General features: G+C 71.2%; 20 protein-coding genes. 14 read left to right on the top strand and 6 right to left on the bottom strand.

Going from position 1 to position 25328, the window contains the following annotated elements:
* Positions 1-84 precede the first annotated feature (84 nt).
* Together D7X32_RS02615 and D7X32_RS02610 are read left to right on the top strand one after the other, a co-directional pair.
* Positions 85-999 (top strand): serine/threonine protein kinase, encoded by a 915-nt coding sequence (locus D7X32_RS02615; RefSeq protein WP_120600899.1) that lies wholly within the window; start codon positions 85-87, stop codon positions 997-999.
* A gap of 88 nt (positions 1000-1087) precedes the next feature.
* Positions 1088-2974, top strand: a complete 1887-nt coding sequence (locus D7X32_RS02610) for a serine/threonine protein kinase (RefSeq protein ID WP_120600898.1) — start codon at positions 1088-1090, stop codon at positions 2972-2974.
* 9 nt (positions 2975-2983) lie between these two features.
* Here the strand turns inward: D7X32_RS02610 and D7X32_RS02605 are convergent, their stop codons facing one another.
* Together D7X32_RS02605 and D7X32_RS02600 are read right to left on the bottom strand one after the other, a co-directional pair.
* On the bottom strand, positions 2984-4996 hold the full coding sequence (locus D7X32_RS02605) for a MopE-related protein (RefSeq protein WP_147449992.1): 2013 nt from the start codon (positions 4994-4996) through the stop codon (positions 2984-2986).
* The gene (locus tag D7X32_RS02600) at positions 4993-5829 is read right to left on the bottom strand and encodes a tetratricopeptide repeat protein (RefSeq protein ID WP_120600896.1); all 837 of its coding nucleotides are present in this window, start codon (positions 5827-5829) and stop codon (positions 4993-4995) included. The genes D7X32_RS02605 and D7X32_RS02600 overlap by 4 nt, the downstream gene beginning before the upstream one ends.
* Positions 5830-5967: 138 nt before the next feature.
* Between D7X32_RS02600 and uppS the strand changes: the two genes are divergently transcribed.
* From uppS to D7X32_RS02550, 10 genes are all read left to right on the top strand, one after another.
* Positions 5968-6765, top strand: a complete 798-nt coding sequence (gene uppS / locus D7X32_RS02595) for a polyprenyl diphosphate synthase (RefSeq protein ID WP_120600931.1) — start codon at positions 5968-5970, stop codon at positions 6763-6765.
* Positions 6762-7592, top strand: coding sequence for a phosphatidate cytidylyltransferase (locus D7X32_RS02590; protein WP_120600895.1), 831 nt, complete (start codon positions 6762-6764; stop codon positions 7590-7592). Before uppS ends, D7X32_RS02590 begins: the two co-directional genes overlap by 4 nt.
* An 84-nt stretch (positions 7593-7676) precedes the next feature.
* Entirely contained in the window at positions 7677-9308 is a 1632-nt protein-coding gene (gene rseP, locus D7X32_RS02585) for an RIP metalloprotease RseP (protein WP_120600894.1), read from the top strand.
* Positions 9309-9318: 10 nt separating this feature from the next.
* The gene (locus tag D7X32_RS02580) at positions 9319-9801 is read left to right on the top strand and encodes a septal ring lytic transglycosylase RlpA family protein (protein ID WP_120600930.1); all 483 of its coding nucleotides are present in this window, start codon (positions 9319-9321) and stop codon (positions 9799-9801) included.
* A gap of 22 nt (positions 9802-9823) precedes the next feature.
* Positions 9824-10567, top strand: a complete 744-nt coding sequence (gene tsaB / locus D7X32_RS02575) for a tRNA (adenosine(37)-N6)-threonylcarbamoyltransferase complex dimerization subunit type 1 TsaB (RefSeq protein ID WP_120600893.1) — start codon at positions 9824-9826, stop codon at positions 10565-10567.
* A 61-nt stretch (positions 10568-10628) separates the two neighbouring features.
* Positions 10629-11660, top strand: a complete 1032-nt coding sequence (locus D7X32_RS02570) for an aspartate-semialdehyde dehydrogenase (protein ID WP_120600892.1) — start codon at positions 10629-10631, stop codon at positions 11658-11660.
* Positions 11661-11786: 126 nt separating this feature from the next.
* Positions 11787-12836, top strand: a complete 1050-nt coding sequence (locus tag D7X32_RS02565) for an MXAN_2561 family MXYO-CTERM-anchored protein (RefSeq protein ID WP_120600891.1) — start codon at positions 11787-11789, stop codon at positions 12834-12836.
* Complete coding sequence (locus D7X32_RS02560; protein WP_120600890.1) at positions 12833-13552, top strand: MXAN_2562 family outer membrane beta-barrel protein; 720 nt, start codon at positions 12833-12835, stop codon at positions 13550-13552. Before D7X32_RS02565 ends, D7X32_RS02560 begins: the two co-directional genes overlap by 4 nt.
* 11 nt (positions 13553-13563) lie before the next feature.
* Positions 13564-15372: a PKD domain-containing protein gene (locus D7X32_RS02555; protein WP_120600889.1), complete on the top strand. Its 1809-nt coding sequence runs from the start codon at positions 13564-13566 to the stop codon at positions 15370-15372.
* 24 nt (positions 15373-15396) lie between these two features.
* Positions 15397-16059: a molybdenum cofactor biosynthesis protein gene (locus D7X32_RS02550; RefSeq protein ID WP_120600888.1), complete on the top strand. Its 663-nt coding sequence runs from the start codon at positions 15397-15399 to the stop codon at positions 16057-16059.
* Here D7X32_RS02550 and D7X32_RS02545 read toward each other — a convergent pair whose 3' ends face one another.
* From D7X32_RS02545 to D7X32_RS02530, 4 genes are all read right to left on the bottom strand, one after another.
* Positions 16060-16740 (bottom strand): hypothetical protein, encoded by a 681-nt coding sequence (locus tag D7X32_RS02545; protein ID WP_120600929.1) that lies wholly within the window; start codon positions 16738-16740, stop codon positions 16060-16062. It lies immediately after the preceding gene.
* Positions 16741-16825: 85 nt separating this feature from the next.
* A complete protein-coding gene (locus D7X32_RS02540; RefSeq protein WP_120600887.1) occupies positions 16826-20623 on the bottom strand; it encodes an ATP-binding protein in 3798 nt (1265 codons plus the stop codon).
* Between the two features lie 162 nt (positions 20624-20785).
* Positions 20786-22303 (bottom strand): M50 family metallopeptidase, encoded by a 1518-nt coding sequence (locus D7X32_RS02535; protein WP_120600886.1) that lies wholly within the window; start codon positions 22301-22303, stop codon positions 20786-20788.
* A 13-nt stretch (positions 22304-22316) separates the two neighbouring features.
* Positions 22317-22739: an NUDIX domain-containing protein gene (locus D7X32_RS02530; protein ID WP_120529920.1), complete on the bottom strand. Its 423-nt coding sequence runs from the start codon at positions 22737-22739 to the stop codon at positions 22317-22319.
* 73 nt (positions 22740-22812) lie between these two features.
* Between D7X32_RS02530 and D7X32_RS02525 the strand changes: the two genes are divergently transcribed.
* Together D7X32_RS02525 and acs are read left to right on the top strand one after the other, a co-directional pair.
* Entirely contained in the window at positions 22813-23295 is a 483-nt protein-coding gene (locus tag D7X32_RS02525; protein WP_244238813.1) for a hypothetical protein, read from the top strand.
* A 63-nt stretch (positions 23296-23358) separates the two neighbouring features.
* Positions 23359-25311, top strand: coding sequence for an acetate--CoA ligase (gene acs / locus D7X32_RS02520; protein WP_120600884.1), 1953 nt, complete (start codon positions 23359-23361; stop codon positions 25309-25311).
* The last annotated feature ends 17 nt before the right edge of the window (positions 25312-25328 follow it).

Here is a 25328-nt window from a genome sequence, read left to right as displayed (position 1 = left end):
GCAGACATCACCTGGGAGCCAGCGGACGCTCGGCCCCTGGGGGTGTTTCACTTTTCCAGTGAGCCGTGGGAAAGCGCACGGACCATGCAAATCGGGAACTATCGGGTCATCCGGACGCTCGCTTCGGGGGAGGTGACGGAGACGTTCCTCGTGAGCGCGGACGGGCCTGGAGGTTCCGGGGCGCCGCGGGTGCTCAAGCGGGTCCTCGCGGCGGTGGCGGGGCAGGAGGACCTCGTCGCGACGTTCCGGGCCGAGGCGCAGCGGGCCGCCCGGCTGGACCATCCCAATGTGGTGCGGGTGGTGGATGCCGGTGAAGCGGACGGCCGCCCCTTCCTGGTGACGGAGTACGTCGACGGACCCACTGTGCGCCGGCTCCTCCAGTGGGCCGCGGCACAGCGGCTGCCGCTGCCGCCGGGCCTGTGCGCGAAGCTGGTGTCGCTCGCCGCCGAGGGGCTGGCGTACGCGCACGCGGTGCTGGACGTGGAGGGGCAGGGGCCGTTTCAGGAGGGGGTGGACCCCCGCGACGTCCGGCCGGAGAACGTCTGGGTGTCCCGCGAGGGCGTCGTGAAGGTGGGCGACTTCGGCATGACGCGGTCGGAGGCGCAGGACCTTCGCACTCGCGCGTCCCGGCTGGAGCACAAGCTGCCGTACCTGTCGCTGGCGTACGTCCAGGGCCAGCCCCAGGTCGTCGGTGATGCCGTGTACGCGCTGGGGATGATGCTCTACGAACTGCTCACCGGCCGGTATCCCTTCGACGCGACGGACACGGTGGCCCTCTTCAAGGCCATCCTCTCCGAGTCCTTCGTGCCCGCGGTGGAGCGCCGGCTGGACCTGCCAGAGGCGCTCCAGCGCATCCTGGAGCGGGCGCTCACGAAGGACCGTGAGCAGCGCTACGCGGACTGCCGCGCGTTCCAGGCGGACCTGGAGCGCTTCATCCTGTCCCTGGACGAACCGGTGGGCCCGGACGCGCTGGCCCGGTGGGCGGCAGCGGTGACGTGAGAAGCGGGGACGGTCCCGTGCGCCGGTGGACGCCCGCGCCGGGCAGGGGTTTCACTTTTCCGGTGATCCGTGGGAAAGCTCTGGGTCCATGCAATTGGGGAAGTACCAGCTCGTGCGGAAGCTCGCCTCGGGAGGCATGGCGGAGGTGTTCCTCGCGAAGGCGGCGGGACCCCGGGGCTTCGAGAAGACGCTGGTGCTCAAGCGCATCCTGCCGCACCTGGCGGAGGACGAGGCGTTCGTGGAGATGTTCCTGGGCGAGGCGCAGCTGGCCGCCCGGTTGGACCATCCGAACGTGGTGCAGATCTTCGACTTCGGCGAGGCGGACGGCAGCTACTTCCTGGCGATGGAGTACATCGACGGGCCCACGCTGCGCCGGCTGATCAAACGCTCCATGGAGCTGAAGCAGCCGCTGTCGCCCGCGGTGTGCGCGAAGATGGTGGCCTCCGCGGCGGAGGGGCTGGCGTTCGCGCACGAGCTGGCGGACCCGGAGACGGGCGCGCCGCTGGGGCTGGTGCACCGGGACATCAGTCCGGAGAACGTGCTGGTGTCGCGGCAGGGCACGGTGAAGGTGGTGGACTTCGGCATCGCGAAGGTGGCGGGGCAGAGTCACCGCACGGCGACGGGCGTGGTGAAGGGCAAGGTGGCGTACATGCCGCCGGAGCAGCTCCAGGCCAAGGGCATGGACGGGCGCGTGGACGTGTACGCGCTGGGCATCGTGCTCTACGAACTGCTCACCGGGAAGCGGCCCTTCGACGCGACGACGGATGTCAGCATGATGCAGGCCATCCTCTTCGAGCCGTTCGTGCCCGCGCTGACGCGCCGGCCGGACCTGCCGGAGGCGATGCAGCGCATCCTGGACAAGGCGCTCGCGAAGGACCGTGAGCAGCGCTACCCGGACTGCCGCGCGTTCCAGGCGGACCTGGAGCGCTTCGTGCTGTCGCTGGGCGAACCGGTGGGCGCGTATCAGATTGCCCGGCTGGTGGCGCAGGTGATGGAAGGGGTGGAGGCCATGCCCGTGGCGCCCACGCCCGCGAAGGGGCGGGTGACGGCGCCCGTCGTGGCCCGTGCGCCGGAAGCCGCGCCGACGCCCATGCCCGGCCGTGTGGGCACGGCGTGGGAGCCGTTGGCCTCGCGAGGGTCGATGGCGGCGCCCGTGGTCACGGCTTCGGGGAACGACATGCCGTCGAGCCGGTTCGATGCGGCGACGGATCCCGCGACGCCTTCGGCGGGCAGTCTGTTGGGCGAGGCTTCCGCGTCGCGGCCTCCGAAAGTTCAGAAGGGCTCCGTCGCAGGAGACGCTCCAGCAGCCGGGGCTTCCAGGACGCGCGTGAGGGCGGCGGTGATCCTGGGCGCGAAGCTGGTGGGCGCGGCGGTGGGGTTGAGCGTGTTGGGCGTCGTGAGCGGAATGGCGCTCGTGGGCCTGGGCGACAAGTCCCCCGTACCTGTGAGTGCATCCGTTCCGACGGTGGCTCGGAGCGATGACGCACCTGTGAGGCCGTTGGAGCCGAAGGCGCCGCCCACCGTGCCCGAAGTGCGCGTGGCGCCGGTGCTCCCTGCATCTCCTGGCGTGGGGAGTGACACTCCGGCCGTCGTGGCCGAGGTGAAGCCCGCGACGGCGAACCCTGTGGAAACGCGCCCGGCGGAGGAGGCTCCGAGCGTGCCGCAGACGCCGCGACCCTCGGCCGCCGTGAAGCCCGTGACGGCCAGCACGGGCACGCCGACCGTCCGGCGCACGGCCACCCCGGCCCGTCGCGACCTGCCCAAGGGCAAGGTGGAGTTCCGCGTCCGTCCGTTCGGCACGGTGTACCTGGACGGCAAGAGCCTGGGCCAGACGCCCTTCGCCGCCGTGGAGGCGACGGAGGGCTCACATCAGGTCCGCGTCGTGAACAAGGACCTGGGCAAGGACGTGACCCGCGCTTTCGAGGTGAAGGCGGGGCAGGACAACGTCTTCAAGCTCAACCTCGCGGCGGAGTGACGGTCCGGCTCAAGGCGACGTCAGGCTCCAGGCGCCCGGTCCCGCGAGCTGTTTCGGCGTGAGGACATCCATTCCCGAATCGTCGATCAACCCGGAGTCGTTGAACCCCCAACCCCAGACGCTTCCGTCCTGTTTCACGGCGAGCGAGTGGTAGCTGCCCGCGGCCAGCGATGCGACGTCCGTGAGCCCTGTGACCTGTACTGGAGCCGCGCGCTCCGTGCTGGTCCCGTCTCCAAGCTGGCCGGAGGAGTTGGCGCCCCATGCCCAGACGGTTCCGTCCTGCTTCAGTGCGAGCACATGGTCGCCGCCGGTCGTGAGGGCCATCACGGTCGTGATGCCCGCGAACTGTCTGGGCGGTGTCTTGATGCCGTCACCGTTCCATACCCAGACGGTTCCATCCGCCTTCAAGGCCAGGTCATACCTGAAGGTTGAGGCGATGGCCGCGACTCCTGTCAGCCCGGGGACCCTCAAGGGGACCTGCCCGGTGCCTGCGTCGTAGAGGAGCCAGACGGTGCCATCGGACCTCAAGGCCAGGGACTTGTAGCCCTGCGCGGTGATGGCGATGAGCCCTGGCATGCCCGGGACCTGGGCTGGGACATTGCGACTCGTCTTGCTTCCGTCACCCAACTGGCCCGAATCGTTGTTGCCCCAGGCCCACAACGTGCCATCCCGCGTGAGCGCCAGGGAATGGCCGTCTCCAGCGGCAACGGCGACGACGTCCTTGATGCCCGGGAGTCGTTGGGGGGTGCGGGGCGGGTTCAGGTCTCCATTTCCCACTTGCCCGTAGACGTTGTCTCCCCAGGACATGAGGGTCCCGTCCCGCAACAGCGCCAACGCGTGAAGCAGGCCGGTGGTCACGGTCGCGACATTCTTGAGCGTTGATTCGTAGAGTCGAGCAGGGGACTTGTCGCCGGGCACGTCCCCGAGAATGTTGTATCGATTGGACCCCCATCCCCAGTCCGTTCCAGCGGGCGTGACCGCCAGATTGGAGAACCAGGTGGCGGCCATGCGCGGGCCCGGGAAGAGCCCCTCATCCATGGCGCCATTGCAGTTGTTGTCCTTGAAGTCCTTGGTTTCCGCCACATCTGGACGGATGTCCGCACGGGTGTCATCGCAGTCGGTGGCGAGGGCCACGTGGTTGGGCGGCGGCGCGCAACCCGAGACACCTTGAGTCACGTCGCCATATCCGTCCCCATCCGCGTCCCGGTACCACGACAGGATGGGCAGGCCTTCATCCTTCTGGCCATTGCAGTTGTCGTCACGGTCATCGCAGCGAAGCTCGCTCTGACCGGGATGGATGCTGGCATTCGTGTCATCGCAGTCACCACCCTGGCTCGCCACCAGCCCCAAGGGTCCCACACAGGCCATCACGGCCACGCCGTAGCCATCTCCATCCTGATCCGGGAACCACGTCCGCATGCCCGGCGCGTCCGCCTCGCCGTCCACGCAGTTGTTGTCCACGCCGTCGCAGAGTTCCGTGGCGCCGGGATGGATGTTCGCGTTCGCGTCGTCGCAGTCCGTGCCTCCCGTGGCGATGGACGGATGGCCATCCCCATCCGCGTCGCTCTGGGACACATCGATCCGGACGCTTCGCACCGTTCCCCTGGGAACGTCGACGAACTGGAGAGTCTGCGTGGACGGAGCCCCGTCACAGGCATTGCCCGCGAAGGACTCCGCGAGCAGCCGGAACGTCGTCCCCTGCGCCTCCGACAGCAGGATGCGCAGACCGCGAGCCTGATCCGGCGTGACCCGGGTCGGCCCCAGCAACTGGGTGGAGGCGAGCAGCCGCTTGTCTGCATCCTGGAGAGAGACCTGGACGCAGCCCGGGCTCGAGGTCCCACTGACGACGTCCACGGCCATGCCCCGGTCGCAGGCCGACGGATCCGTCAGCCGGAATGTCGCGTCCTGGAAGTCCACGCCAGTGTTCGCGCAGAACCGCCGCAGGATGACGTCGTCATCCTTGGGCACGGAGCAGCCGCACAGCAGCAACACCCCCAGCGTCACCGCTCGCACGACCCTCACGGAGTGCCCACCGAAGCCGTGGCCTCTCCGCTCAGGAAGTACGTCGTGACCGCGCCCGCCGCCGCCGCGACCGCCGTGCCGAAGAGGACGTTCGCCACGACCGCCTGGCCCCGCGCGTCGTCCAGATGTCCGCCCACGTCCGCGGACAGGTCCGCCTCGCGCGCCGAGCTCACGTTGCCGCGCGACTGGAGCCCGAAGACAGAGCCCACGCCACCCGCCAGCACGCCCGTCCCCAGCAGCACCCACGACACCGTCGGCACACGGCGCATCCCGCGCTCACGGGCATCCGCCTTCAGGTCCACCCCCGGCGCCGGAGCAGGCGCCGCCGCGACCACGGGCGGACTCAACGGGGCCGGCGTCTCCACCACGGGAGGCCGCACCGGCGCATCCGCCGGCTTCTCCAACGCCGCGCGCTCCTGCCGCACCGCGCTCCGCACCGACTCGAAGTCACCCTCCACCTTCGGAGACACCTTCGCCGGCAGCTTCGCCTCCGGCGTCAGCACCAACCCCGCCCGGAACGACGCCAGCGCCTCGTCGCGCCGCCCCATGTCCGCCAGGATGACGCCCTCGTAGATGGCCGCCGCGCTGCGCTCCGCCTCCGAACGGGCCAGCCGCCGCGCCCGGGTCACCGCCGCCAGCGCCTGCTCGGACTCCAGGTCCTCATACAGTCGGGCGGCCTCCGCCATGGCCGCGTCGAAGTACGTGCCCGCGGGCCGGGACGCCGCGGTCCCCGTCGCCGCCGCCTGCCCGAAGGCCGGACCCAACCCGAACACACAGAACCCGAGCAGCCCACCGAGCAGCCGGAAGGAGGGCAGGGCATGAGCAGTTTTCATGGAAGCCCACTTTAACCGGGCTCCTGTCCCCTCATGAACCGTTCACCCCCTCCAGACGACCGCCTACCCGTGGAGAGGGACCGGGCGGCCACGCGCCCGTGGACGCGACGCGGCGCCGCCGCTAGGGTGCGCGGCTTCATGGATCGCCCTCCCACCGTGTTGCCCACCGCCCTCGAGGTCCAGGTCAAGGCCCGGCCGCTCCCGCGCCACGTGGGCATCATCATGGACGGCAATGGTCGTTGGGCGGAGCTTCGAGGCCAGCCCCGGCTGGAAGGCCACCGCGAGGGCAGCGTCAGCGTCCGCGAAGTCACGCGCACTGCCCGCCGTGTGGGCGTCCAGGCCCTCACCCTCTACGCCTTCTCCTCCCAGAACTGGGCCCGCCCGCCGGAAGAGGTCGCCGGCCTGATGGAGCTCCTGCGCGAGTACCTGGAGTCCGAGCGCGCGGAGATCCTCGACAACGGCATCCGCCTCAACGCCATTGGCGAGGTGGACAAGCTGCCCCGCTACGTCCGCGAGCCCCTGGAGCGCCTCCGGGCGGACTCCGCCCACAACACGGGCATGGTGCTCACCCTGGCGCTCTCCTACGGCGGCCGCGAGGAGCTGCTGCGCGCCGCTCGCGACCTGGCGGAGACCGTCGCCCGCGGCGAGCTGGACCCCGCGCGCCTGGAGCCCCACGACCTGGAGTCTCGGCTGTGGACCGCCGACCTGCCTCCGGTGGACCTCATCGTCCGCACCAGCGGCGAGCAGCGCATCTCCAACTTCCTGCTCTGGCAACTGGCGTACGCCGAGCTGTGCTTCACCGACGCCCTGTGGCCTGACTTCCGCACCGAAGAGTTCCTGCGCTGCCTGTCGCAGTTCCAGGGCCGCGAGAGGCGCTTCGGTCTGACGTCCGCCCAGGTCAACCGGGACGACACCCCCCAGCGGGCCAAGGCGTGAACGAGAAGAACAAGAACCTCCTCATCCGGATTGTCACCGGCATCACCCTGCTGCCGCTGGTCCTCCTGCTGCTGTTCCTGGGCGGGTACTACAGCGCCATCCTCCTGGGCGCGGCCGCGGCCGTGTGCGCCGGTGAGTACTACCTCATCACGCAGAAGCGCCTGGGCGCCGCCGCCTGGGTGGGCATGGCCGCCGCCTTCGTCATGCCGCTGCTCCCCCTGCGGGACGCCGCGCGCACGGGCGAAACCGCCTTCTGGGTGACGTCCGTCTTCTTCTTCTTCGCGTGGATCTACAACCTGTTCCGGGGCGTGCTCGCGGAGGCCCCTACCCGGGCCGCGCACCTCGTCACGGGCTTCCTCTACGGGTCCATCGGCCTCACCGCGCTGTCCGCGCTGCGCCTCTTGCCCGGCGAAGGGCTCGCGTGGGTCATCTGCGCGCTGACCATCACCTGGGCCAACGACACGCTGGCGTACTTCGCGGGGCGCTTCCTCGGGAAGCACAAGCTCTACCCCGCGGTGAGCCCGAACAAGACGTGGGAGGGCTTCTTCGGCGGCATGGTCGGCTCCGTGCTGGGCATGTTCGTCGCCAAGCTCGGCTTCTTCCCCATCTTCACCGTGTGGGACTGTGTGGTGCTGGGCATCGCCGGCGGCCTCCTGGGCCCCGTGGGCGACCTGTGCGAGTCCATGCTCAAGCGCGCCTACGGCGTGAAGGACTCCGGAAAGCTCATTCCCGGACACGGCGGCATCCTCGACCGCATCGACGCGCTCATCTTCAATGCGCCGCTGGTGTTCGTCTATGTGCAGTTCGTGAGGCACCTGTTGCCGTAAGTGCCTGATTTCGCGCCTGCCCGCCCGCTTCGCGCCGTGTGTTGTGCGTTGTCCGTCCCGGGGGGCGCGATTACTCTTCCGCCCATGCTCCAGAACCTCGGGTTCTTCATCCTCCTGCTGGGCGTGCTCGTGACGGTGCATGAGCTTGGCCACTTCCTCGTGGCCAAGGCCTGCGGGGTGAAGGTCCTCAAGTTCTCCATCGGCTTCGGCCCCAAGATCATCGGCTTCACCAAGGGTGAGACGGAGTACCAGGTGGCCCTGCTGCCCCTGGGCGGCTTCGTGAAGATGGCCGGGGACCTGCCCCACGAAGAGCTCCCGCCGGAAGAGGCCGCGCGCGGCTTCCTGGCGCAGCCGCCCTGGAAGCGCGGGCTCATCGTCCTCGCGGGCCCGGCCTTCAACCTGCTGTTCCCCATCTTCGTCTACTTCTTCGTCTTCCTGGGCCCCCAGGAGACGCTGTCCACGCGCGTGGGCCTGGTGTCGCCGGACATGGCCGCCGCCGCCGCGGGCATCCGCCCCGGAGACCGCATCCTGTCCGTGGAGGGCGAGCCGGTCCGCACCTTCGACGACATGCGCGACGCGTTCGTCGGCAAGTTCAACCGCCCCGTCCCCGTCACCCTGGAGCGCGACGGGCAGCAGCGCGTGGTGGAGGTGACGCCGGAGAAGAGCTCGGATGTGTCCCCCGTGGACACCGTCGAGCGCGGGATGATTGGCGTGAGCCCCTACCCGCAGCCGCCGGTGGTGGGCGTGCCGGCGACGTCCCCCGCGGCCGCCGCGGGCCTCAAGAGCTTCGACCGCGTGCTGTCCGTCAACGGCGTGCACGTGCAGGACGAGGCCGCCCTCTACCGGGAGGTGGCCAAGGTGCCGGAAGGCACCCCCATGGAGTTGAGCGTGGCGCGCCTGGCCCCCATGGCCGTGGGCGCCGTCACCGGCCGGCTGCCGGAAGTGGTGAAGGTGTCCCTGCCGCGTCAGGCCGGCGAGGGCGCGGCGGCGCTGGGCGCGGAAGCCGTGGACCTCTACGTGGCGAGCGTGGCCACCGGCAGCTCCGCGGAAGCCGCGGGCATCGTGCCGGGCGACCGCATCGTGGCCATCAACGGCACGCCGCTGAAGTCCTTCAACAAGCTGTCGACGGTGCTCAACGGCCTGCAGGCCCAGCCCTTCACGCTCACGTGGCGCGGCGAAAAGGGCGAGCGCACGGAGAAGCTGGCGCAGGCGCCGCTCAAGACGCGCGACGACTACGGCCAGACGAGCGCCCCGGTGGTGCTGGGCGTGCGCCCGTGGAGCTACAGCAGCGCGGACCTGCCGCCGGTGGAGAAGGTGACCATCGACCTGGGCCCCGCCGCCGCCTTCAAGGAGGCCGCGCTCATCGTCCCCAAGATTGTCGGGCAGATGGTGCAGGTGCTGGGCGGGCTGTTCGTGGGCAAGGTGTCGCCCAGCACGATTGGCGGCCCCATCATGATGTACCAGCTGGCCGCCAAGAGCGCCGAGCAGGGCCTGGACAGCTTCCTCAACCTGATGGCGATCATCTCCATCAACCTGGGCGTGATGAACCTCTTGCCCATCCCGGTGCTGGACGGCTTCCACCTGTTGTCCGCGGCGTGGGAGGGCATCCGCCGCCGCCCCATCCCCGTGCGCGTGCGCGAGGTGGCGAACATGGTGGGCCTGGCGCTGCTCATCCTGCTCATGCTGCTGGCCGTGACCAACGACGTGACCCGCTAGCGAGGTGATGATGCAAGGACGGACCGCGCTCCTGCTGCTGGGGATGGGCTTCTTCGCTGGCTGCGCGTCTCGCGCGGCGAAGCCCCAACCGCCGGAGACCTCTTCTTCCGGTGACGACGGCACGAAGGTGACCCGCCGGGAGAAGATGCCTCGCAACTACCTGGGGGAAGGGCTCGCGTCCTTCTACGGCCCCGGGCTCCACGGCCGGCCCACCGCCAGCGGGGAGAAGTTCAACCAGAACGCCCTCACCGCCGCGCACCGCTCGGAGCGCTTCGGGTCGTGCGTGAAGGTGATGAACATGGAGAACGGCCGCCAGGTGGAGGTGCGCGTCAACGACCGCGGCCCCTTCGTGGATGGCCGCATCATCGACGTGTCGAAGGCCGCGGCGAAGCAGTTGGGCATGCTGGACAAGGGCCTGGCGCGCGTGCGGCTGTTCCGGTGCGGCGACCGCGTGTCGCAAGTGCCGGTGGAGTTCTGGGCCGCTCCGGCCTGAGTGCATTGAACCGGAAGAAGGGATGTCGCCTGTGTTGCTCGCGCTGGACACCTCCACGCTGACGCTGTCGCTCGCCCTGGTGGAACGCCAGGGGGAGGACGTGCGCGCGGTGGAGCACGTGGTGGTGCTTCCGCCCGAAAAGCAGAGCGAGGCGCTGCCCGGCGTCGTCGGGGACCTGCTCCAACGCCACGGCCTGACGCTGAAGGACCTGGAGGGGCTGGCGGTGGGCCTGGGGCCGGGCTCGTTCACGGGCCTGCGCATCGGCCTGGCCACGGTGAAGGCGCTGGCGTACGCCGCGGGGCTCAAGGTGGCCGGCGCGTCGTCGCTGGCGGCGGTGGCGCTGGAGGGGCCGGAAGGCGTGCCGCTGTTCTGCCTCGCCGTGGCGCGCAAGGACGACCTGTACCTGGGCGCCTACCGCCGCGTGGGCCACACCGTGGAGGCGCTGGCGCCGGAGACGGCCATGTCGCCGGAGGAGGTGGCGCAGCGCATGGCCGCCGAACCCGAGGCGGTGGCGCTGGGCCCGGCGCTCGCGGACTACCGGCAGGCGCTGGAGAAGCATGGCGTCGCGCCGCACCGGCTGTTGTCCGGCCCGGCCTTCCCGTCCGCTGTGGAGGTCGGGCGGCTGGCGCGGCTGCCGGACGCGTACTCCCAGCAGGCGCTGTTCGCCCTGGAGCCGCACTACGTCCGCGCGTCCGAACCGGAGCGCAACCCGAAGTTCCCGCCGCTGCCGGGCCCCGCCCCCACGGCGCGGCTCAAGGAAGACTGAAGGACGCTTCGCGGTGCGTCGTGCTCGCGCGGGCGGGGGCGGTGACGTAAAGGAGCCCGTCATGAGAGAGAACCTTCGGATTGCCGTGGTGGGCGCCACGGGCGTGGTGGGCCGCGAGGTGCTGGCCAACCTGTACGCGCGCGACGTGCCCATGGAGCAGGTGCGGGCCTTCGGCTCGGAGCGCTCCAAGGGCCTGGAGGTCGAGTACGGCGAGGACACGCTGGAGGTGGAGCAGGCCTCCGCGGACGCCTTCCGGGGCATCCACATCGTGCTGCTGGCCACGCCCGCGGAAGCCTCCCGCACGCTGGCTCCGGCCGCGCAGGCCGCGGGCGCGTGGGTGGTGGACGCAAGCAATGCCTTCCGGAGCGACGGCAACGTGCCGCTCATCCTGCCGGGCTTCAACACGGAGGCCCTGGGGCCGGGCTTCAGCTTCAAGGGCCGGGTGGTGAGCCTGCCGGGCATCGTCACCAGCGCCACCGTGCACCTGGTGGAGCCGCTGCGCCGCGCGTTCGGCGTGGTGCGCGCGCAGGTGACGGCGCTGATGGGCGCCTCCAGCGCGGGCGTGCGCGGCATCTCCGAACTGGAGAAGCAGACCGCGGACCTGCTCTCCGGCCGCGAGCCGGAGCCGCAGGTCTTCCCGCACCGCGTGGGCTTCAACCTGGTGCCCCAGGTGGGCGGCTTCATGGTGAACAGCCCGTGGACGGAAGAGGAGGGCGGCTGGACGCTGGAGGCCGCGCGCCTGTTCTCCGCCCTGGGGGAGACGCCCGTCCTCGCCGGCACCGCCGTGCAGGTGCCCACCTTCCACGGCCACGGCCTCACCGTGAACGTGCAGCTGAAGAAGCCGGGCCCGGTGGAGCAGGTGCGGGCCGCCCTGAAGACGTCCCCCTCCCTCAAGGTGCTGGACGCCCCCGGCGAGCGCATCTACCCCATGCCCATGCTGGTGATGAGCGACCCGGCCGTCCATGTGGGCCGGGTGCGCGCCTTCCCCCAGGCCCCGGAGTGGGTGACGCTCTTCGCGTCCGTGGACAACGCCGGCCGGGCCGCCGCCCACCTGGTGGACGCGGGCCTCAAGCTGGCGGAACGCCCCGCCTGACAATTTGGCAAAGCCCCCGGGGGCACCTTGCCTGTTTGGCGCGCGAACCCGGGGTTTTCCCTGGGAAACAGGCCGACCGGACGGGGCTTGAGGGTGGCCCCGCCCTTGCTAGCTTCCGGCCCATCCATGCGTCTTCCTTTCATTGGCCTCCTGCTCTTCGCGTCCACGGCCGTGGCCCAGGTGCCGACGGTGACGTTCTCGAGCTCGTCCACCAGCACGACGGGCCTGACCGTCACCGTGCCCAAGTCGGACTGCGGCATCCAGCGGCGCTTCAGCTTCACGCGCACCGGGGCGCCCTGCGAGGAGTCGCTCTACATCTACGTCACCACGGGCAGCTGCGGGACGCGGCCGCTCGCGGGTGACCTGACGCTCGCGACCTACGGCCCCTCCGACACGACGGCGAGCGGCAACCTGTCCTTCAGCGTGGAGGAGCTGCTCGCCGCGCGGAACTCCACCGCGGACGCGGGCAGCGCGATGACGTGCGAGAACCAGACGGCGGAGATGACTTTCAACCTCTGCGCGGCGGCCCGGCGGACGGACGCCACGGGCTACACCTGCCAGACCACCTACTCCAGCGTGGGGACGCCGGCCTATGTGGTGAAGTACGACCCCGCGCCGCCCGCGAAGCCCACCATCGGCAAGGTCATCGCCCGGGACTCGGCGTTGTCGGTGCAGGTGGACGGGGCGGAGACGGACTCCACCGTCGTGGTGGAGGCGGCGGCGGTGGCGACGGCCGACGCGGGCACCAGCGGCGACGCCGGGACGGATGACGCGGGCACGGACGCCGACGCGGGCACGGACGCCGACGGCGGGACGGATGACGCGGGCACGGACGGCGGGCAGGGCCTGGTGGGCGCGCTGGCCGTCGAGGGCACGACGGGGCCCGTGACGCGCGTCACGAAGGCGGCGGGCGAGGGCAACGTCGTGATTTCCGGACTCATCAATGGCGTGACGTACCGGATCCAGGCGACCATCATCGACAAGGCCGGCAATGAGAGCGCCCAGTCGGCCCCGGCGGAGGGAACGCCCGTGAAGAGCAATGGTCTGTTCGACGCCTACAAGGATGCCGGCGGCGAGGAGAGCGGCGGGTGTGCCGCGACCGGTGGTGGCATCGCGGGTGGCGCGGTGCTGGCCGCGCTGGGCATCTGGCTGTCGTCTCGGAGGAAGGTGTCATGAGCAGCACGGCTGTGGGCCTGGGAGTCGCGGCGCTTCTCTTGGCGGTACCGGCGGTGGCGCAGGAGGTGACCATCCCCACGCGCTCCCCGCGCACCGGCGCGGTCATCTTCCGTGGGGGCGGCTACAAGCCGCGCATCGATACCGAGAAGGCCCTTGGCGGCAAGACGCCGTACAAGGACACCTTCGGTGATGCGTCGCTGCTGCTCATCGAGGCGGAGGTCCAGCGCTTCTTCTACCAGGGCATCGGGACGGCGGGCCTGGGCCTGTCCGCGGGCTACGCGGAGAAGTACGCGGACGCGAAGCTGGAGGACGGCTCGGCGGCGGCGGACAAGGCGGCGCTGAAGGTGCTGCCCATCCAGCTCAACGCCTTCTACAAGTTCGACTACGCGGCCTTCCGCTGGGGCATCCCGCTGGTGCCGTACGCCAAGCTGGGGCTCGTCTTCTCCCCGTGGTGGATGACCAAGGGCAGCGCCACGGAGGTCGTCGAGGGCGACAAGGCCAGCGGCGGCAAGTGGGGCTGGGCGGGCACCGCCGGCGTGTCGTTCCTCCTGGACGTGCTGGAGCCGCGCTTCGCGCGCGACTTCGACTCGGACCTGGGGGTGAACCACTCGTACCTCTTCGCCGAGTACACCCATGCGGATGTGAACAACTTCGGCGGCAAGGGCCTGAACCTGGGCAGCCGGCGCTGGATGTTCGGGCTGGCGTTGGACTACTAACCGAAAGGCCCATGGCGTCCCGACCCCGCGCGCTCCCGTCCCCGCTTCCGCTCTTCCTCCTGCTGGCCGCCGTGGGGCTGGGTGTCTCCAGCTGCCGGGGCCTGAGGCCGGACCTGGGGCCGGAGCGCACGTTGGAAGCGGGAGTGCCGGAGGCCTTCGGTTCCACCGCCCCGAAGGCGCCCGCCATCACCTGGGACTTCGGGGACGGCACTCCGCCCCGGACGGCGCCGGGCGCAAGCCACGCGTGGGCCACCGCCGGCCGCTACACGGTGCGGGCGCTGGACGGAGAGAAGGAGCTGGCCCGGGTGGTCCTCACCGTGGTGCCGCGTCCGGTGCTCCGCGCGGTGCCCCAGGACGCGCAGACGGTGCTCTGGGTGCCCCGCCTGCGCGGCAACGTGGAAGGGCTGGTGGATTTCTACGAACGGCTGGTGGGCGCCGGCAACGCGCGCCGCACGCTGGAGGAGACGCCGCTGGCACCGCTGCTCCTGCGCAGCCTGTCGGCGGGCCCCTCGGAGGTGGACCCGGAGGAGGGCTTCGGCTTCTTCCTGCTGCCGGACTTCGACGGCGTGGTGGCGCTGCTGGGCGTGACGGATTCGAAGGCGGCGCTCGCGGCCGTGGCGCGCGAGCTGCGGAGCGCCGGCCACCAGGTGCTGCCCCGCGAGGATGGCAGCGCGCGCGTGGATCCGGTGGACGGGGGCCGGTCCATGCTGCTGTTCGCGGACCGGGGCTACGTGTACCTCGCGGTGCCGGATTCGCCGGACGCCCCGGAGCCCGGGGAGACGGTGAAGGCGCTGGCGGTGGAGGAGTCTCCGGACGTGGAGCGGGTGCGCCGCAGGGTGGAGGCGCTGTCCGGCCCGGGCATCTCCGAGAACGCGCTCCTGGGTGAGCTGCGCGGCAAGGTGCGCGACGGCAGCGTGTTCCTCTTCTCCGCGCCGCCGGTGCCGGAGGCGGAGAAGGAGGACATGCCGGTGCGCGGCTTCTTCGGCGCGCTCGCGGTGCAGGCGGACCAGGCGGAGCTGGATGGCTTCCTGTCGTCGTCCCGGCCGCTGCTGGGCAGCACGCGGGGGCCGGCCTCCGCGCTGCTCGGGCGCGCGGCGGCGGGGCCGGTGGCGGCGGCGCAGCTGTCGGTGCCCCCGGAGGAGCTGGCGCGGCTGGTGTTCGGGTCGCCGGAGTCGCCCCGGCGGCAGCGGACGCTGGAGCGCTGGCGCAAGCAGGGGCTGGACGCGGAGCCGCTCCTGAAGGCGCTGCGCGGCGACGTGGCGATGCTCGTCTACTTCGACGCGGCGGCCTTCTTCCAGGGCTTCATCCGGGACCAGCGCCCCTCGCCCAAGGGCACGGTGGTGATGGAGGCGGGCCTCACGTCCGTGCAGCCGGTGCTCCAGCTCATCCAGAAGCAGCTGCAGGACAACGCGCTCGTCTTCCAGAAGGAGGCGCAGGGCAACACCACGCGCTTCCGCACGCGGCTCATGGAGCAGCCGGTGTCGCTCACGCTCACCCCGGAGCGCGCCACGATGGAGGCGGGCGAGGTGCTCACCGGCCGTGAGACGGGCGACGTGGGCGCGACGCTGCGCACGCGCTTCGGCGCGGAGGCCTTCGGTCCGGGGCACCTGTCGCTGATGGTGGACATGGGGCGGCTCCGGGCGGACCTCGCCGGGGTGCGCGAGGTGCCGGGCGTCAGCACCGGGAAGCTCCTGGCGAGCCAGGTGTTCGTGACGGCGCTGTTGGAGCAGCTCACCCCGTTCGAATACGGGTTCCTCGACTTCTCCCCCGCGGACGGCGGCGGCCGGCTCCAGGGCCGCGTCGTGCTGCGCGAACGCTAGGGGCACACCAGGAGGGGGTAGCGCATGTCCGTCACGGTGCTGTACTTCGCCGCGGCCCGCGAGCGCGCGGGCCTGTCGCGCGAGTCGTTGGACGTGCCCCCCGGGGCGCGCGTTTCGGATGTGCTTTCGCTGCTCGCCGCGAAGCACCCGCCGCTGGCGCCGCTGCTGCCGCACCTGCGCGTGGCGGTGCAGCAGCAGTTCGTGGGGCTGGACACGCCAGTGTCGCAGGACGCGGAGCTGGCGTTGATTCCGCCCGTGGCCGGTGGGGCGCCGGACCTCTTCCGCGTGGTGAGCCGGCCGCTCCAGCTGTCGGAGGTCGTGGACGCGGTGGCCTCCGAAGGGGCGGGCGGGCTGGTGACGTTCTCCGGCGCCGTGCGCAACCAGACGAAGGGCCGGCGCGTGCTGCGGCTGGAGTACGAGGCCTACGCGCCCATGGCCGAAGCGAAGCTCGCGGAGATTGGCGACGAGGTGGCCCGGACGTGGCCGGGGACGCGGCTGGCCATCGCGCACCGCGTGGGGACGCTGCTGCCGGGCGAGCTGGCCGTCGTCATCGCCGCGGCCTCCGCGCACCGCAAGGAGGCCTTCCTGGGCTGTGAGTACGCCATCGAGCGGCTCAAGCAGGACGTGCCCATCTGGAAGAAGGAGTACTTCGAGGACGGCGAGGTCTGGGTGGGGATGGGCCCCTGACTAGCGCACGCCGAAGCTGGCGGGGACGTTGACGCGCGCGCCGCCGTCCTGCTTCTGGGTGGCGCGCTCCGCTTCCGTCAGCGGCTTGAGCGGCTGGTCCAACCCCATGGCCTTGCGCCGCGCCTCTTCCTTGTCGTGGGCCACCTGCAGCGCGCGCGCGTTGTTCGCGGCGAGGCGCGCCGGGTCCGGCCCCATGGTGAGGAAGGCGACGGGTGCGCTCAGGAAGAGGATGGCCACGGTGATGAGCCAGGCCACGTCGCGCACGCGGAAGCGGCCCGCGCGCTCCTTCACCACCGACGGCTGCACCAAGAGCCGCAGCTCGCCCTCCACGAGGCGCAGCGTCATGCCCTCGCGCAGCTCCACCGCCGCGCGGCCTGGCGCGCCCGTCAGCTCCTCCGGGCCCACCGGGTGGAAGGCGTCGCCCTTGAGGCTCTTCTCCACGCGGGCGGACGGCGGCACGTGGATGCGCCAGCCCCGCGGGGTGCGCTCGGCCAGGAGGAAGGGCTCCTCCGGCAGCGTGAAGCCGTAGAGGGGCAGGGGGGCCGTTTCGTCGGGCGCGGCGTGGACCTGGCCCAGTTCGGGGCCATAGCTCCAGGCCTCCGCCAGGGAGGTGCCCCAGTACAGCTCGCAGAAGAGTCCACCGTCCGCCACGGGGGCGGAGGGCGCGGAAGGCGTGGGCATGTGGGGCCGGAGCATAAAACCTTCGAGGCCGCCCGGCCCGGCTTCGTGGGGCCGGACGTCCCCTGGACGACGGGCGGCCTGCTCCTCAGGCGCCCGTCAGGTCCTTGAGCAGCGTCTCCAACGTCTCGAAGTGCAGCGGCTTCACGAGGTGGGCATCGAAGCCGGCGGCCTTGGAGCGCTGGCGGTCGGACTCCTGGCCGTACCCCGTCACCGCCACCAGCTTCAGGGGACGGGGCTCCTCCTGCTGGCGCAGCAGCCGGGCCAGCTCATAGCCGTCCATCACCGGCAGGCCGATGTCCAGCAGGGCGATCTCCGGTTGGAACGTCTTCGCCGCCTCCAGGCCGCTGGGGCCGTCGTAGGCCACGCGCGTCGTGCACCCCAGGAACTCCAGGGACTCGGAGAGCACGTCCGCCGCGTCCCGGTTGTCGTCCACGATGAGGACGCGCGCGCTCACGGAGGTGGGCTCCTGGGGGACGAAGGCACCGGGTTGCGGCGTGGGCAGCGCGGCGGGGACCTCCGCCTCCAGCGCGGGCAGGCGCACGGTGAAGGTGCTGCCAAGGCCCCGGCCCGCGCTCTGCGCGCTGATGGTGCCTTCATGCAGCGTCACCAGGCTGCGCGCGATGGCGAGCCCCAGCCCCAGTCCGCCCTGGGAGCGGTCCAGGGCCTGGTGCTCCTGCACGAAGAGGTCGAACACGCGCGGCAGGATTTCCGGCGCGATGCCCACGCCGGTGTCGCGCACGCTCACGACGAGCTGCTGCCCCTCGCGCGTGCCCGTCACGGCCAGGAAGCCGCCCGGCTCGGTGTACTTGGCGGCGTTGGTGAGCAGGTTGGCGAACACCTGCGCCAGCCGCGTGGGGTCGCCGTGGAGGTCCGTGCCGCGCTCGGGCAGGTCCACCTCCAGCGTGTGCTGGCGCTGTTCGATGAGCGGGCTGATCTGCTCGATGGCCTTGGCCAGCACGTCGGTGAGCGTGACGCGCTCGCGCTTGAGGGTGACCTTGCCCCGGGTGACGCGGCTGACGTCCAGCAGGTCGTCCACCATGCGCACCAGGTGCGTCACCTGCCGCTCGATGAGCGTGCGCTCGCGCTCCGCGGCGGTTTCGCCCCTCAGGCGCATGAGCTGGAGCGCGGTGAGGATGGGGGCCAGGGGGTTGCGCAGCTCGTGGCCGAGCATCGCGAGGAACTCGTCCTTGGCGCGGTTGGCGGCCTCCGCCTCCCGTCGCGCGGTGGCCAGCTCCGTCACGTCGAAGACGACCACGATGATGGACTCCACCTGGCCGCCCGCGTCGGTCATGGGCTGGTAGACGAAGTCGAAGAACACCTCGCGCGAGGACTGGTGGGGGCCGTCGTTGAAGAGGACGCGCAGGGAGCGGCCGATGTACGGCTCGCCCGTCGTGTAGACGCCATCCAGCAGCTCGTAGATGCCCTGGTCGGCCAGGTCCGGCAGGGCGTCACGGATGCCCTTGCCCATCACGTCGCGGTGGGCGATGAGCTTGAGGTAGTTCTCGTTGGCGAACTCGAAGACGTGCTCGGGGCCGCGCAGGATGGCGATGCCCACGGGCGCGTGCTGGAAGATGCGCGCCAGCCGCTCGCCGTGCGCGGCCTCCAGCTTGCGCAGCCGGGAGCGGGTGAGCTGCGCGGTGACGCGCGCCAGCAGGTCGCGCGTGGAGAAGGGCTTCACCAGGTAGTCATCCGCGCCCGCGTTCAGGCCCTCCTCCTGGGCCTCCTCGCCCGCGCGGGCGGACAGGAGGATGACGGGCACCGTGCGGGTGCGCTCGTCGGCGCGCAGCGCCTGGAGCAGCCCGAAGCCGTCCAGCTGGGGCATCATCACGTCGGACAGGATGAGGTCCGGAGGCCGGGCGAGCGCGGCCTGGAGCGCGGCCTCGCCATCCGCCACCGCCTCCACCGTCCAATGGGCGCCCAGCAGCCGGCCCACGTACTCGCGCATGTCCGCGTTGTCATCCGCGAGCAGCACGCGTCCGCGCTCCTCGCTTCCCAGCGCCGGGTCGACGGACTCCGGCTCCCCCCGGTCCCCGACGGGCGTGGACGGCACGTCCGTCAGCCAGCCCATGGCGTCGCGCACATAGGGGTCCGCGCCCGCGGGCTGCGAGCGCTGGCTCTGCACGGACGTCACGTGCTCCGGCGGCAGGTGCGCGAAGCCCGTGGGGATGCGCACGGTGAGCGTGGTGCCCTGGTCCAGCTCGCTCTGGACGGTGAGGGTGCCGCCGTGCAGCCGCACCAGCTCGTGCACCAGCGCCAGGCCGATGCCGGAGCCTTCGTGGGAGCGCGCGCGGGCGCCGTGGACGCGGTGGAAGCGCTCGAAGAGGCGGGGCAGCTCGTGCGCGGGGATGCCCGTGCCGGTGTCGGTGACGCGCAGCTCGATGTGGCCGTCCCGCAGCGCCTGCGCCACGGTGATGGTGCCGGTGAAGGTGAACTTCAGCGCGTTGGAGATGAGGTTGAGGACGATCTTCTCCCACATCTCGTGGTCCACCCAGGCCGGCTCCGGCAGGGGCGGGCAGTCCACGTCGAGCACCAGCCCCGCGCGCTCGATGGCGGAGCGGAAGGCGCTGGCAAGGCCCGCGGTGAGCGCGGCCAGGTCGGTGGGCTCGTAGGTGGCGCGCACGCGTCCGGCCTCGATGCGCGCGAAGTCCAGCAGCGTGTTGACCAGCTTGCGCAGGCGCACGGCGTTGCGGTGCACCGTCTCCAGCGCGTCGCCCTGGAGCGTGCGCTCGAGGCTGCTGAGCGCGTCCTCGGTGGGGCCCAGCAGCAGCGTGAGCGGCGTGCGCAGCTCGTGGCTGATGTTGCTGAAGAAGGCCGTCTTCGCGCGGTCGAGCGCGGCGAGCTCTTCCGCGCGCTGCCGCTCTTCTTGATAGGCGCGTGCGTTGGCGAGCGCGGCGGCGACCTGTTCGGCGGTGCCCTGGAAGAAGTCGTGGTAGGGCGCGTCGAGCCGCCGCCGGGGACTGACTCCGCCCACGAGGAAGCCGTACGGCCGAGACTGGCCCGGCCGCGTCAGGGCGCGCACCACGGCGAGCGAAGGCGGCGTGTTCCAGCGGCCTCCCGGCAGGGCGCGGAGGCGCTGGCCCAGCTCCTTCACGAGGACATTGTCACTGGTGCGGGCGGCCTCGGCGAAGGGCCAGTCGGTGCCGGACTCGGCGGAGAGGGACTGCTGCGCGGGGAGCGTGGCCAGCACGGCGTCTGGCAGCAGGCTGCTTCCCGCGAGGCGCACGGAGTCGCCGTTCGCGTCCAGCAGGTAGAGCAGGCAGAAGGGCAGGTCCAGGTCGTTGTCCGCGAGCACGTCCAGGCTGGCGCGGCATGCCTGTTCGGGAGACTTCGCGTCGGCGGAGCGAGCCGCCAGGTCGCGCAGCATGCGCAGCTGCCGGTCATGCTGCACCTCCTGCGTCGTCTCGCGCACGGTGACGAGCACGCCGCCCACGCCGCCCTGCTCGTCGGGGACGGGGCTGTACGAGAACGTGTGGAACGTCTCCTCGATGAACCCCCGGCTGTTGATGAACAGCGCCAGGTTCTCGCTCCAGGTGGCGGGCCCGCCATTCAGCACGCCGCGCGCCATGGGGCCGACGACGTCCCAGATCTCCACCCAGACCTGCTCGCCCGGTGCGCCCAGGGAGCCGGGATGCTTGCGGCCGAGCACCGGGCGGTACGCGTCGTTGTAGACCTGGATCATCTCCGGGCCCCACCACATGAGCATGGGGAACCGGTTGTTGAGCACGACGCCCACCATCGTCTTCAGGCTGACGGGCCAGTCGCGCGAAGGGCCCAAGGGCGTCCGGGACCAGTCCAGCGAGCGCACCAGTTCGCCCATCTCACCGCCGCCCGCGAAGTGACGCTCTTCGGAAGGGGTGATGGAGGGGGACAGGGGCTGGGGCATGCGGGTCTCTGGGGGCGGCACGAGGTGGAAGAAGCCTTGGGCTTCTATTGGCGCACACGCGGCCGTGCAATCAACGAGGTTGATCGCATCCGTGCAGCACCTGTCAGCCAACAGGTGCTCCGCTTCCAGGTCGGAGGCCAGAGGAGCAGGCGGCCAGCCGCTTCAGGGAGGCGAGGGCGTCACGACACCCGCGGTGCCCGCGTCCGGCGCCCGAGGAGCGGCGGCACTCACGGACGTGCCCGCGTCCGGTACCAGAGGCACGGCGGTGGTGACGGACGTGCCCGAGTCCGGTGCCAGAGGCACGGCGGCGCTCACCGACGTGCCCGCATCCGGCGCCCGAGGCGCGGCGGCACTCACGGACGTGCCCGCATCCGGCGCCAGAGAAGCGGCGGCGCTCACGGACGTGCCCGCATCCGGCACCTGGAGGGCGGCCGCCACAACCGAGGCTCCCGCATCCACGGCGGGAGGCGCGGTGACCGCTCCATGCATTCCCGCATCCAGGCCCACGGGAACGGTGGCCACCGCCGGCTTCGAGGCCACCGGGGCGGACCCTGCTGCGGAGACGACCCCCGCATCCGAAGCGGCAGGAACCGATGTGGCGAGGGGCGCAGCCGCGGGAGTCTTCGCCCCGGCGTTCGGAGCCTCCGGTGATGGCAGCGCGCGGCGGATCTCCGCGCCCGCCGTGGCCACGATGCCAATGGACAGGAAGAGGAACCCGGCCGTCTGCGCCACGGTCTCCACGCGCGGCGGGATGCGCCGTCCGCTCACCGCCTCGATGGCGATCAGCAGCACCCGGCCTCCATCCAGTCCCGGCACCGGCACCAGCGTCAGCATCGCCAGCGCCACGGAGGCCGCCACCAGCGCACGCACCAGCGCATCCGCTCCGGACGCGGTGGATGACGCGACGTCGGACGACTCCTGCCGCATCAGCGCGCCCGGCCCTGCCCGGCCCGTGACCTGCGGCCCGCGCACCATCGCCACCAGCGTGGACAGGGCCTCGGACGCCACGCGGCCGGTGTGCACCAGCGACTGCGTGAACGCCTCGCCGGGTGCGTGCGTGCGGAACACGTACTGCTGGCTCACGCCAATGCGCCCCGCGCCGCGCTCGTCCGCCCGGGGCCGCACCGTCACCGTGCGCGGCTCGCCGTGCCGGTCCACCGCCAGCTCCAGCTGACCGCCCACGCCGTCCGCCACCCGCGTGACGAAGTCCGACCAGCTCTCCAGCGGCTTGCCGTCCACGCCCACCAGCCGGTCACCCGGCAACAGCTGCGCCCGCGCCGCCTCCGAACCCGGCAGCACCGTGCCCACCGTCAGCGGCACCACCACGTGCGTCCCGGACGAATACAGCGCGAACAACAGCCCCACCGCGACCACGTAGTTGGCCAGCGGCCCCGCGAGGATGATGGCCATCCGCTTGAACGGCCCCAGCGTGCCGAACCCCGACGTGTCCTCCTCCGCGGAGCGGTGCGGGTTCATCCCCTGCAGGTTCGCGGACGCACCCAGCGGCACCGCGCCCAGCACGAACTGCGTCCCGCCCAGCCGGAACGACAGCAGCGGCGGCCCGAAGCCCACGGTGAAGCGCGGCACCCGCACGCCCAACAGGCGCGCGGCCACCAGGTGCCCCAGCTCATGCACGATGAGCAGGGCCCCGAGCGCCAGGAGGACGAACAGGTAGTGCATCCGTGGCGGCCTGTTACAGCTTGCGGCGCTTCCCGGTGCGCTTGTACGTCAGGTAGTCGGACAGGATGGTGCCGTGGTCGAAGCACAGGTCCTTGGGCAGCGCATCCACCGTGAACGTCTTCGCCTCCGCCGCGTCGTCCGCGCCCACCGGCTCGCCCGTCGCCTTCGCGATGAACACCGTCGAAATCGTGTGCAGGCGCGGGTCCCGCTTCGGATCCGAATAGCTGAAGAACTGCTCCTCCAGCGTCACGTCCAGGCCCGTCTCCTCCTTGGCCTCGCGGATGGCCGCCTTGTCCAGGGGCTCGCCTTCGTCCACGAAGCCGCCCGGCAGCGCCCAGCCCACCGGCGGGTTCGCGCGGCGGATGAGCACGATGCGCTCGCCGGACAACTCGATGATGCAGTCCACGGTGGGTTTGGGGTTGCGGTATTCAGGCATGGCGTCGCACTCTACCCAAAGCCCCCGGGCAAGCGCCCGTTCCGGATGCCTCCCGTGGGCGATGGTGCGTGCCGTGTCTACCCTGCGACGCCTCTGCCTCACCGCCCTGCTGGCCTCCACCCTGGCGGGCTGCCTGCCCTACAGCCAGAACGAGGGCGAGTACGAGCTGCTCCCCACGGAGACCCTGCGCGACGACTGCGGCCTCCTGGAGAAGTTCCAGGGCAACCTCCAGCTGAACCTGCAAATCTCCGGACGCGTGGTGCGCGCGGACTTCGGCGTGCAGAACATGCAGCTGCTCGGCTACTTCCTGGAGGACGGCGAGGCCTTCACCGCCGACGGCAGCGTGGCCAACGTGAGCACCACCGTGGACGGGGACAACGAGTGTCTGCTGGACCAGGTCCGCGTGCACCTGGACGCGACCACGCAGTGCTCCACCCGGTTCCGGGGGCAGCTGCGGCTCACCTACGACGCCAACACCGACGCGGCCTGCATCTGCGAGCTGTGGTTCCGCTTCGACGGTGTTCAGGGGAACGGCCGCTGCGAAGGGAACCCTTGAGATAGCGGGAGGGGCTTCCTACAACAGGAGGGCTGTTCCCACGCTCCAGCTGGAGGAACGCCCATGGCCAACACGCAGGAAATCGTCTCGGTCCTGACCGAATCCCGCGTCTTCCCCCCGCCCGAGGACTTCTCCCGGCGGGCCCACATCCGCAGCATGCAGGACTACCAGCGGCTGTGGGACGAGGCCGCGAAGGATCCGGACAAGTACTGGGGCGACCGCGCCCGCGAGGAGCTCTACTGGAAGGAGCCCTTCCAGACGGTGCTGGACTGGAAGCCGCCCCACGCGCGCTGGTTCGTCGAGGGGAAGACCAACCTCGCCTACAACTGCCTGGACCGGCACCTGCCGAAGCTGAAGGACAAGCCCGCCATCCTCTTCGAGGGTGAGCCGGGTGACCGCCGCGCCATCACCTATGGCGAGCTGTCCCAGCAGGTGAACCGGCTGGCCAACGGCCTCAAGTCCCTGGGCGTGAAGAAGGGTGACCGCGTGGGCATCTACCTGCCCATGGTGCCGGAGGCCGCTGTCGCGATGCTCGCGTGCGCGCGGCTGGGCGCGGTGCACTCGGTGGTGTTCGGCGGCTTCTCCGCGGAGGCGCTCCAGGACCGCATGAAGGACGCGGGCGCGAAGGTGCTGCTCACCGCGGACGGCGGCTGGCGCAAGGGCGCGGTGGTGCCGCTGATGAAGAACGTGGAGGCCGCGCTTCCGAACGCCCCCAGCATCGAAAAGGTCATCGTCCTCACGCGCACCGGTGACGGCAAGCTGCCGGAAGGCCCGAAGTTCGTGGCGTGGGATGCGCTGGTGAAGGGCCAGTCCGACACCTGCGAGCCGGAGTGGGTGGAGAGCGAACACCCGCTGTTCATCCTCTACACGTCCGGCTCCACGGGGAAGCCCAAGGGCGTGCTGCACACCACGGCGGGCTACGCGGTGAACGCGTCGCTCACCACGCGCTGGGTGTTCGACCTGCGCGACGACGACGTCTACTGGTGCACCGCGGACGTGGGCTGGGTGACGGGCCACACGTACGTCGTCTACGGCCCGCTGATGAACGGCGTCACCACCATCATCTACGAGGGTGCGCCCACGCAGCCGGGGCCGGACCGCTTCTGGGACATCATCGAGCGCTACAAGGCCACCATCCTCTACACCGCGCCCACCGCCATCCGCGCCTTCATGCGCCTGGGCGACGGACCGGTGAAGCAGCACGACCTGTCCTCATTGCGCCTGTTGGGCAGCGTGGGCGAGCCCATCAACCCCGAGGCGTGGATGTGGTACCGCGACGTCATCGGCGGGGGACGCTGCCCCATCGTGGACACGTGGTGGCAGACGGAGACGGGCGGCATCATGGTTTCGCCGCTGCCCGGCGCCACGCCCACCAAGCCCGGCTCGGCCACCTTCCCGCTGCCCGGCATCCACGCCGAAATCCTGGACCGCGACGGCAAGCGCGTGCCCAAGGGGCAGGGCGGCCTGCTCTTCGTGACGAAGCCCTGGCCGTCCATGCTGCGCACCGTGTACGGGGACCCGGAGCGGTACGTGAACACGTACTTCAGCGAGCTGCCCGGCATGTACTTCACCGGCGACGGCGCGCGCACGGACGCGGACGGCTACGTGTGGCTGATGGGGCGCGTGGACGACGTGGTGAACGTCGCGGGCCACCGCCTGGGCACCGCGGAGGTGGAGAGCGCGCTCGTGGCGCACCCGAAGGTGTCCGAGGCCGCCGTGGTGGGCCGCCCGGATGACCTGAAGGGCACGGCGCTGGTGGCCTTCGTGACGCTCAAGCAGGGCAACGCTCCCTCGGAGGCGCTCAAGAAGGAGCTGGCCGTGCACGTGGGCAAGGAGATTGGCGCCATCGCGCGGCCGGATGAGATCCGCTTCGCGGAAGGGCTGCCCAAGACGCGCTCCGGGAAGATCATGCGCCGGCTGCTGCGCGACGTGGCCGCGGGCAAGCAGTCCTCGCAGGACACCACGACGCTGGAGGACCTCAACGTGCTGGCCGCGCTGCGGCAGACCGACGAGTAGCCCCCCAGGTCCTTCCA

This window comes from Corallococcus carmarthensis, from assembly GCF_003611695.1.
GTDB classification, from domain to species: domain Bacteria; phylum Myxococcota; class Myxococcia; order Myxococcales; family Myxococcaceae; genus Corallococcus; species Corallococcus carmarthensis.
Note: the sequence above shows the minus strand (reverse complement) of the source record. Positions and strands in the feature narration are given on the sequence as shown.

What these genes read in the sequence shown, in the direction of transcription:
- acs (WP_120600884.1), top strand. Translation starts at nt 23,359, where the DNA reads ATGGCCAACACGCAGGAAATCGTCTCGGTCCTGACCGAATCCCGCGTC.
- D7X32_RS02530 (WP_120529920.1), bottom strand. Translation starts at nt 22,739, where the DNA reads ATGCCTGAATACCGCAACCCCAAACCCACCGTGGACTGCATCATCGAG.
- tsaB (WP_120600893.1), top strand. Translation starts at nt 9,824, where the DNA reads ATGTCGCCTGTGTTGCTCGCGCTGGACACCTCCACGCTGACGCTGTCG.
- D7X32_RS02550 (WP_120600888.1), top strand. Translation starts at nt 15,397, where the DNA reads ATGTCCGTCACGGTGCTGTACTTCGCCGCGGCCCGCGAGCGCGCGGGC.
- D7X32_RS02615 (WP_120600899.1), top strand. Translation starts at nt 85, where the DNA reads ATGCAAATCGGGAACTATCGGGTCATCCGGACGCTCGCTTCGGGGGAG.
- D7X32_RS02580 (WP_120600930.1), top strand. Translation starts at nt 9,319, where the DNA reads ATGCAAGGACGGACCGCGCTCCTGCTGCTGGGGATGGGCTTCTTCGCT.
- D7X32_RS02545 (WP_120600929.1), bottom strand. Translation starts at nt 16,740, where the DNA reads ATGCCCACGCCTTCCGCGCCCTCCGCCCCCGTGGCGGACGGTGGACTC.
- D7X32_RS02565 (WP_120600891.1), top strand. Translation starts at nt 11,787, where the DNA reads ATGCGTCTTCCTTTCATTGGCCTCCTGCTCTTCGCGTCCACGGCCGTG.
- D7X32_RS02560 (WP_120600890.1), top strand. Translation starts at nt 12,833, where the DNA reads ATGAGCAGCACGGCTGTGGGCCTGGGAGTCGCGGCGCTTCTCTTGGCG.
- D7X32_RS02610 (WP_120600898.1), top strand. Translation starts at nt 1,088, where the DNA reads ATGCAATTGGGGAAGTACCAGCTCGTGCGGAAGCTCGCCTCGGGAGGC.
- D7X32_RS02570 (WP_120600892.1), top strand. Translation starts at nt 10,629, where the DNA reads ATGAGAGAGAACCTTCGGATTGCCGTGGTGGGCGCCACGGGCGTGGTG.
- D7X32_RS02555 (WP_120600889.1), top strand. Translation starts at nt 13,564, where the DNA reads ATGGCGTCCCGACCCCGCGCGCTCCCGTCCCCGCTTCCGCTCTTCCTC.
- uppS (WP_120600931.1), top strand. Translation starts at nt 5,968, where the DNA reads ATGGATCGCCCTCCCACCGTGTTGCCCACCGCCCTCGAGGTCCAGGTC.
- D7X32_RS02600 (WP_120600896.1), bottom strand. Translation starts at nt 5,829, where the DNA reads ATGAAAACTGCTCATGCCCTGCCCTCCTTCCGGCTGCTCGGTGGGCTG.
- D7X32_RS02540 (WP_120600887.1), bottom strand. Translation starts at nt 20,623, where the DNA reads ATGCCCCAGCCCCTGTCCCCCTCCATCACCCCTTCCGAAGAGCGTCAC.
- rseP (WP_120600894.1), top strand. Translation starts at nt 7,677, where the DNA reads ATGCTCCAGAACCTCGGGTTCTTCATCCTCCTGCTGGGCGTGCTCGTG.
- D7X32_RS02535 (WP_120600886.1), bottom strand. Translation starts at nt 22,303, where the DNA reads ATGCACTACCTGTTCGTCCTCCTGGCGCTCGGGGCCCTGCTCATCGTG.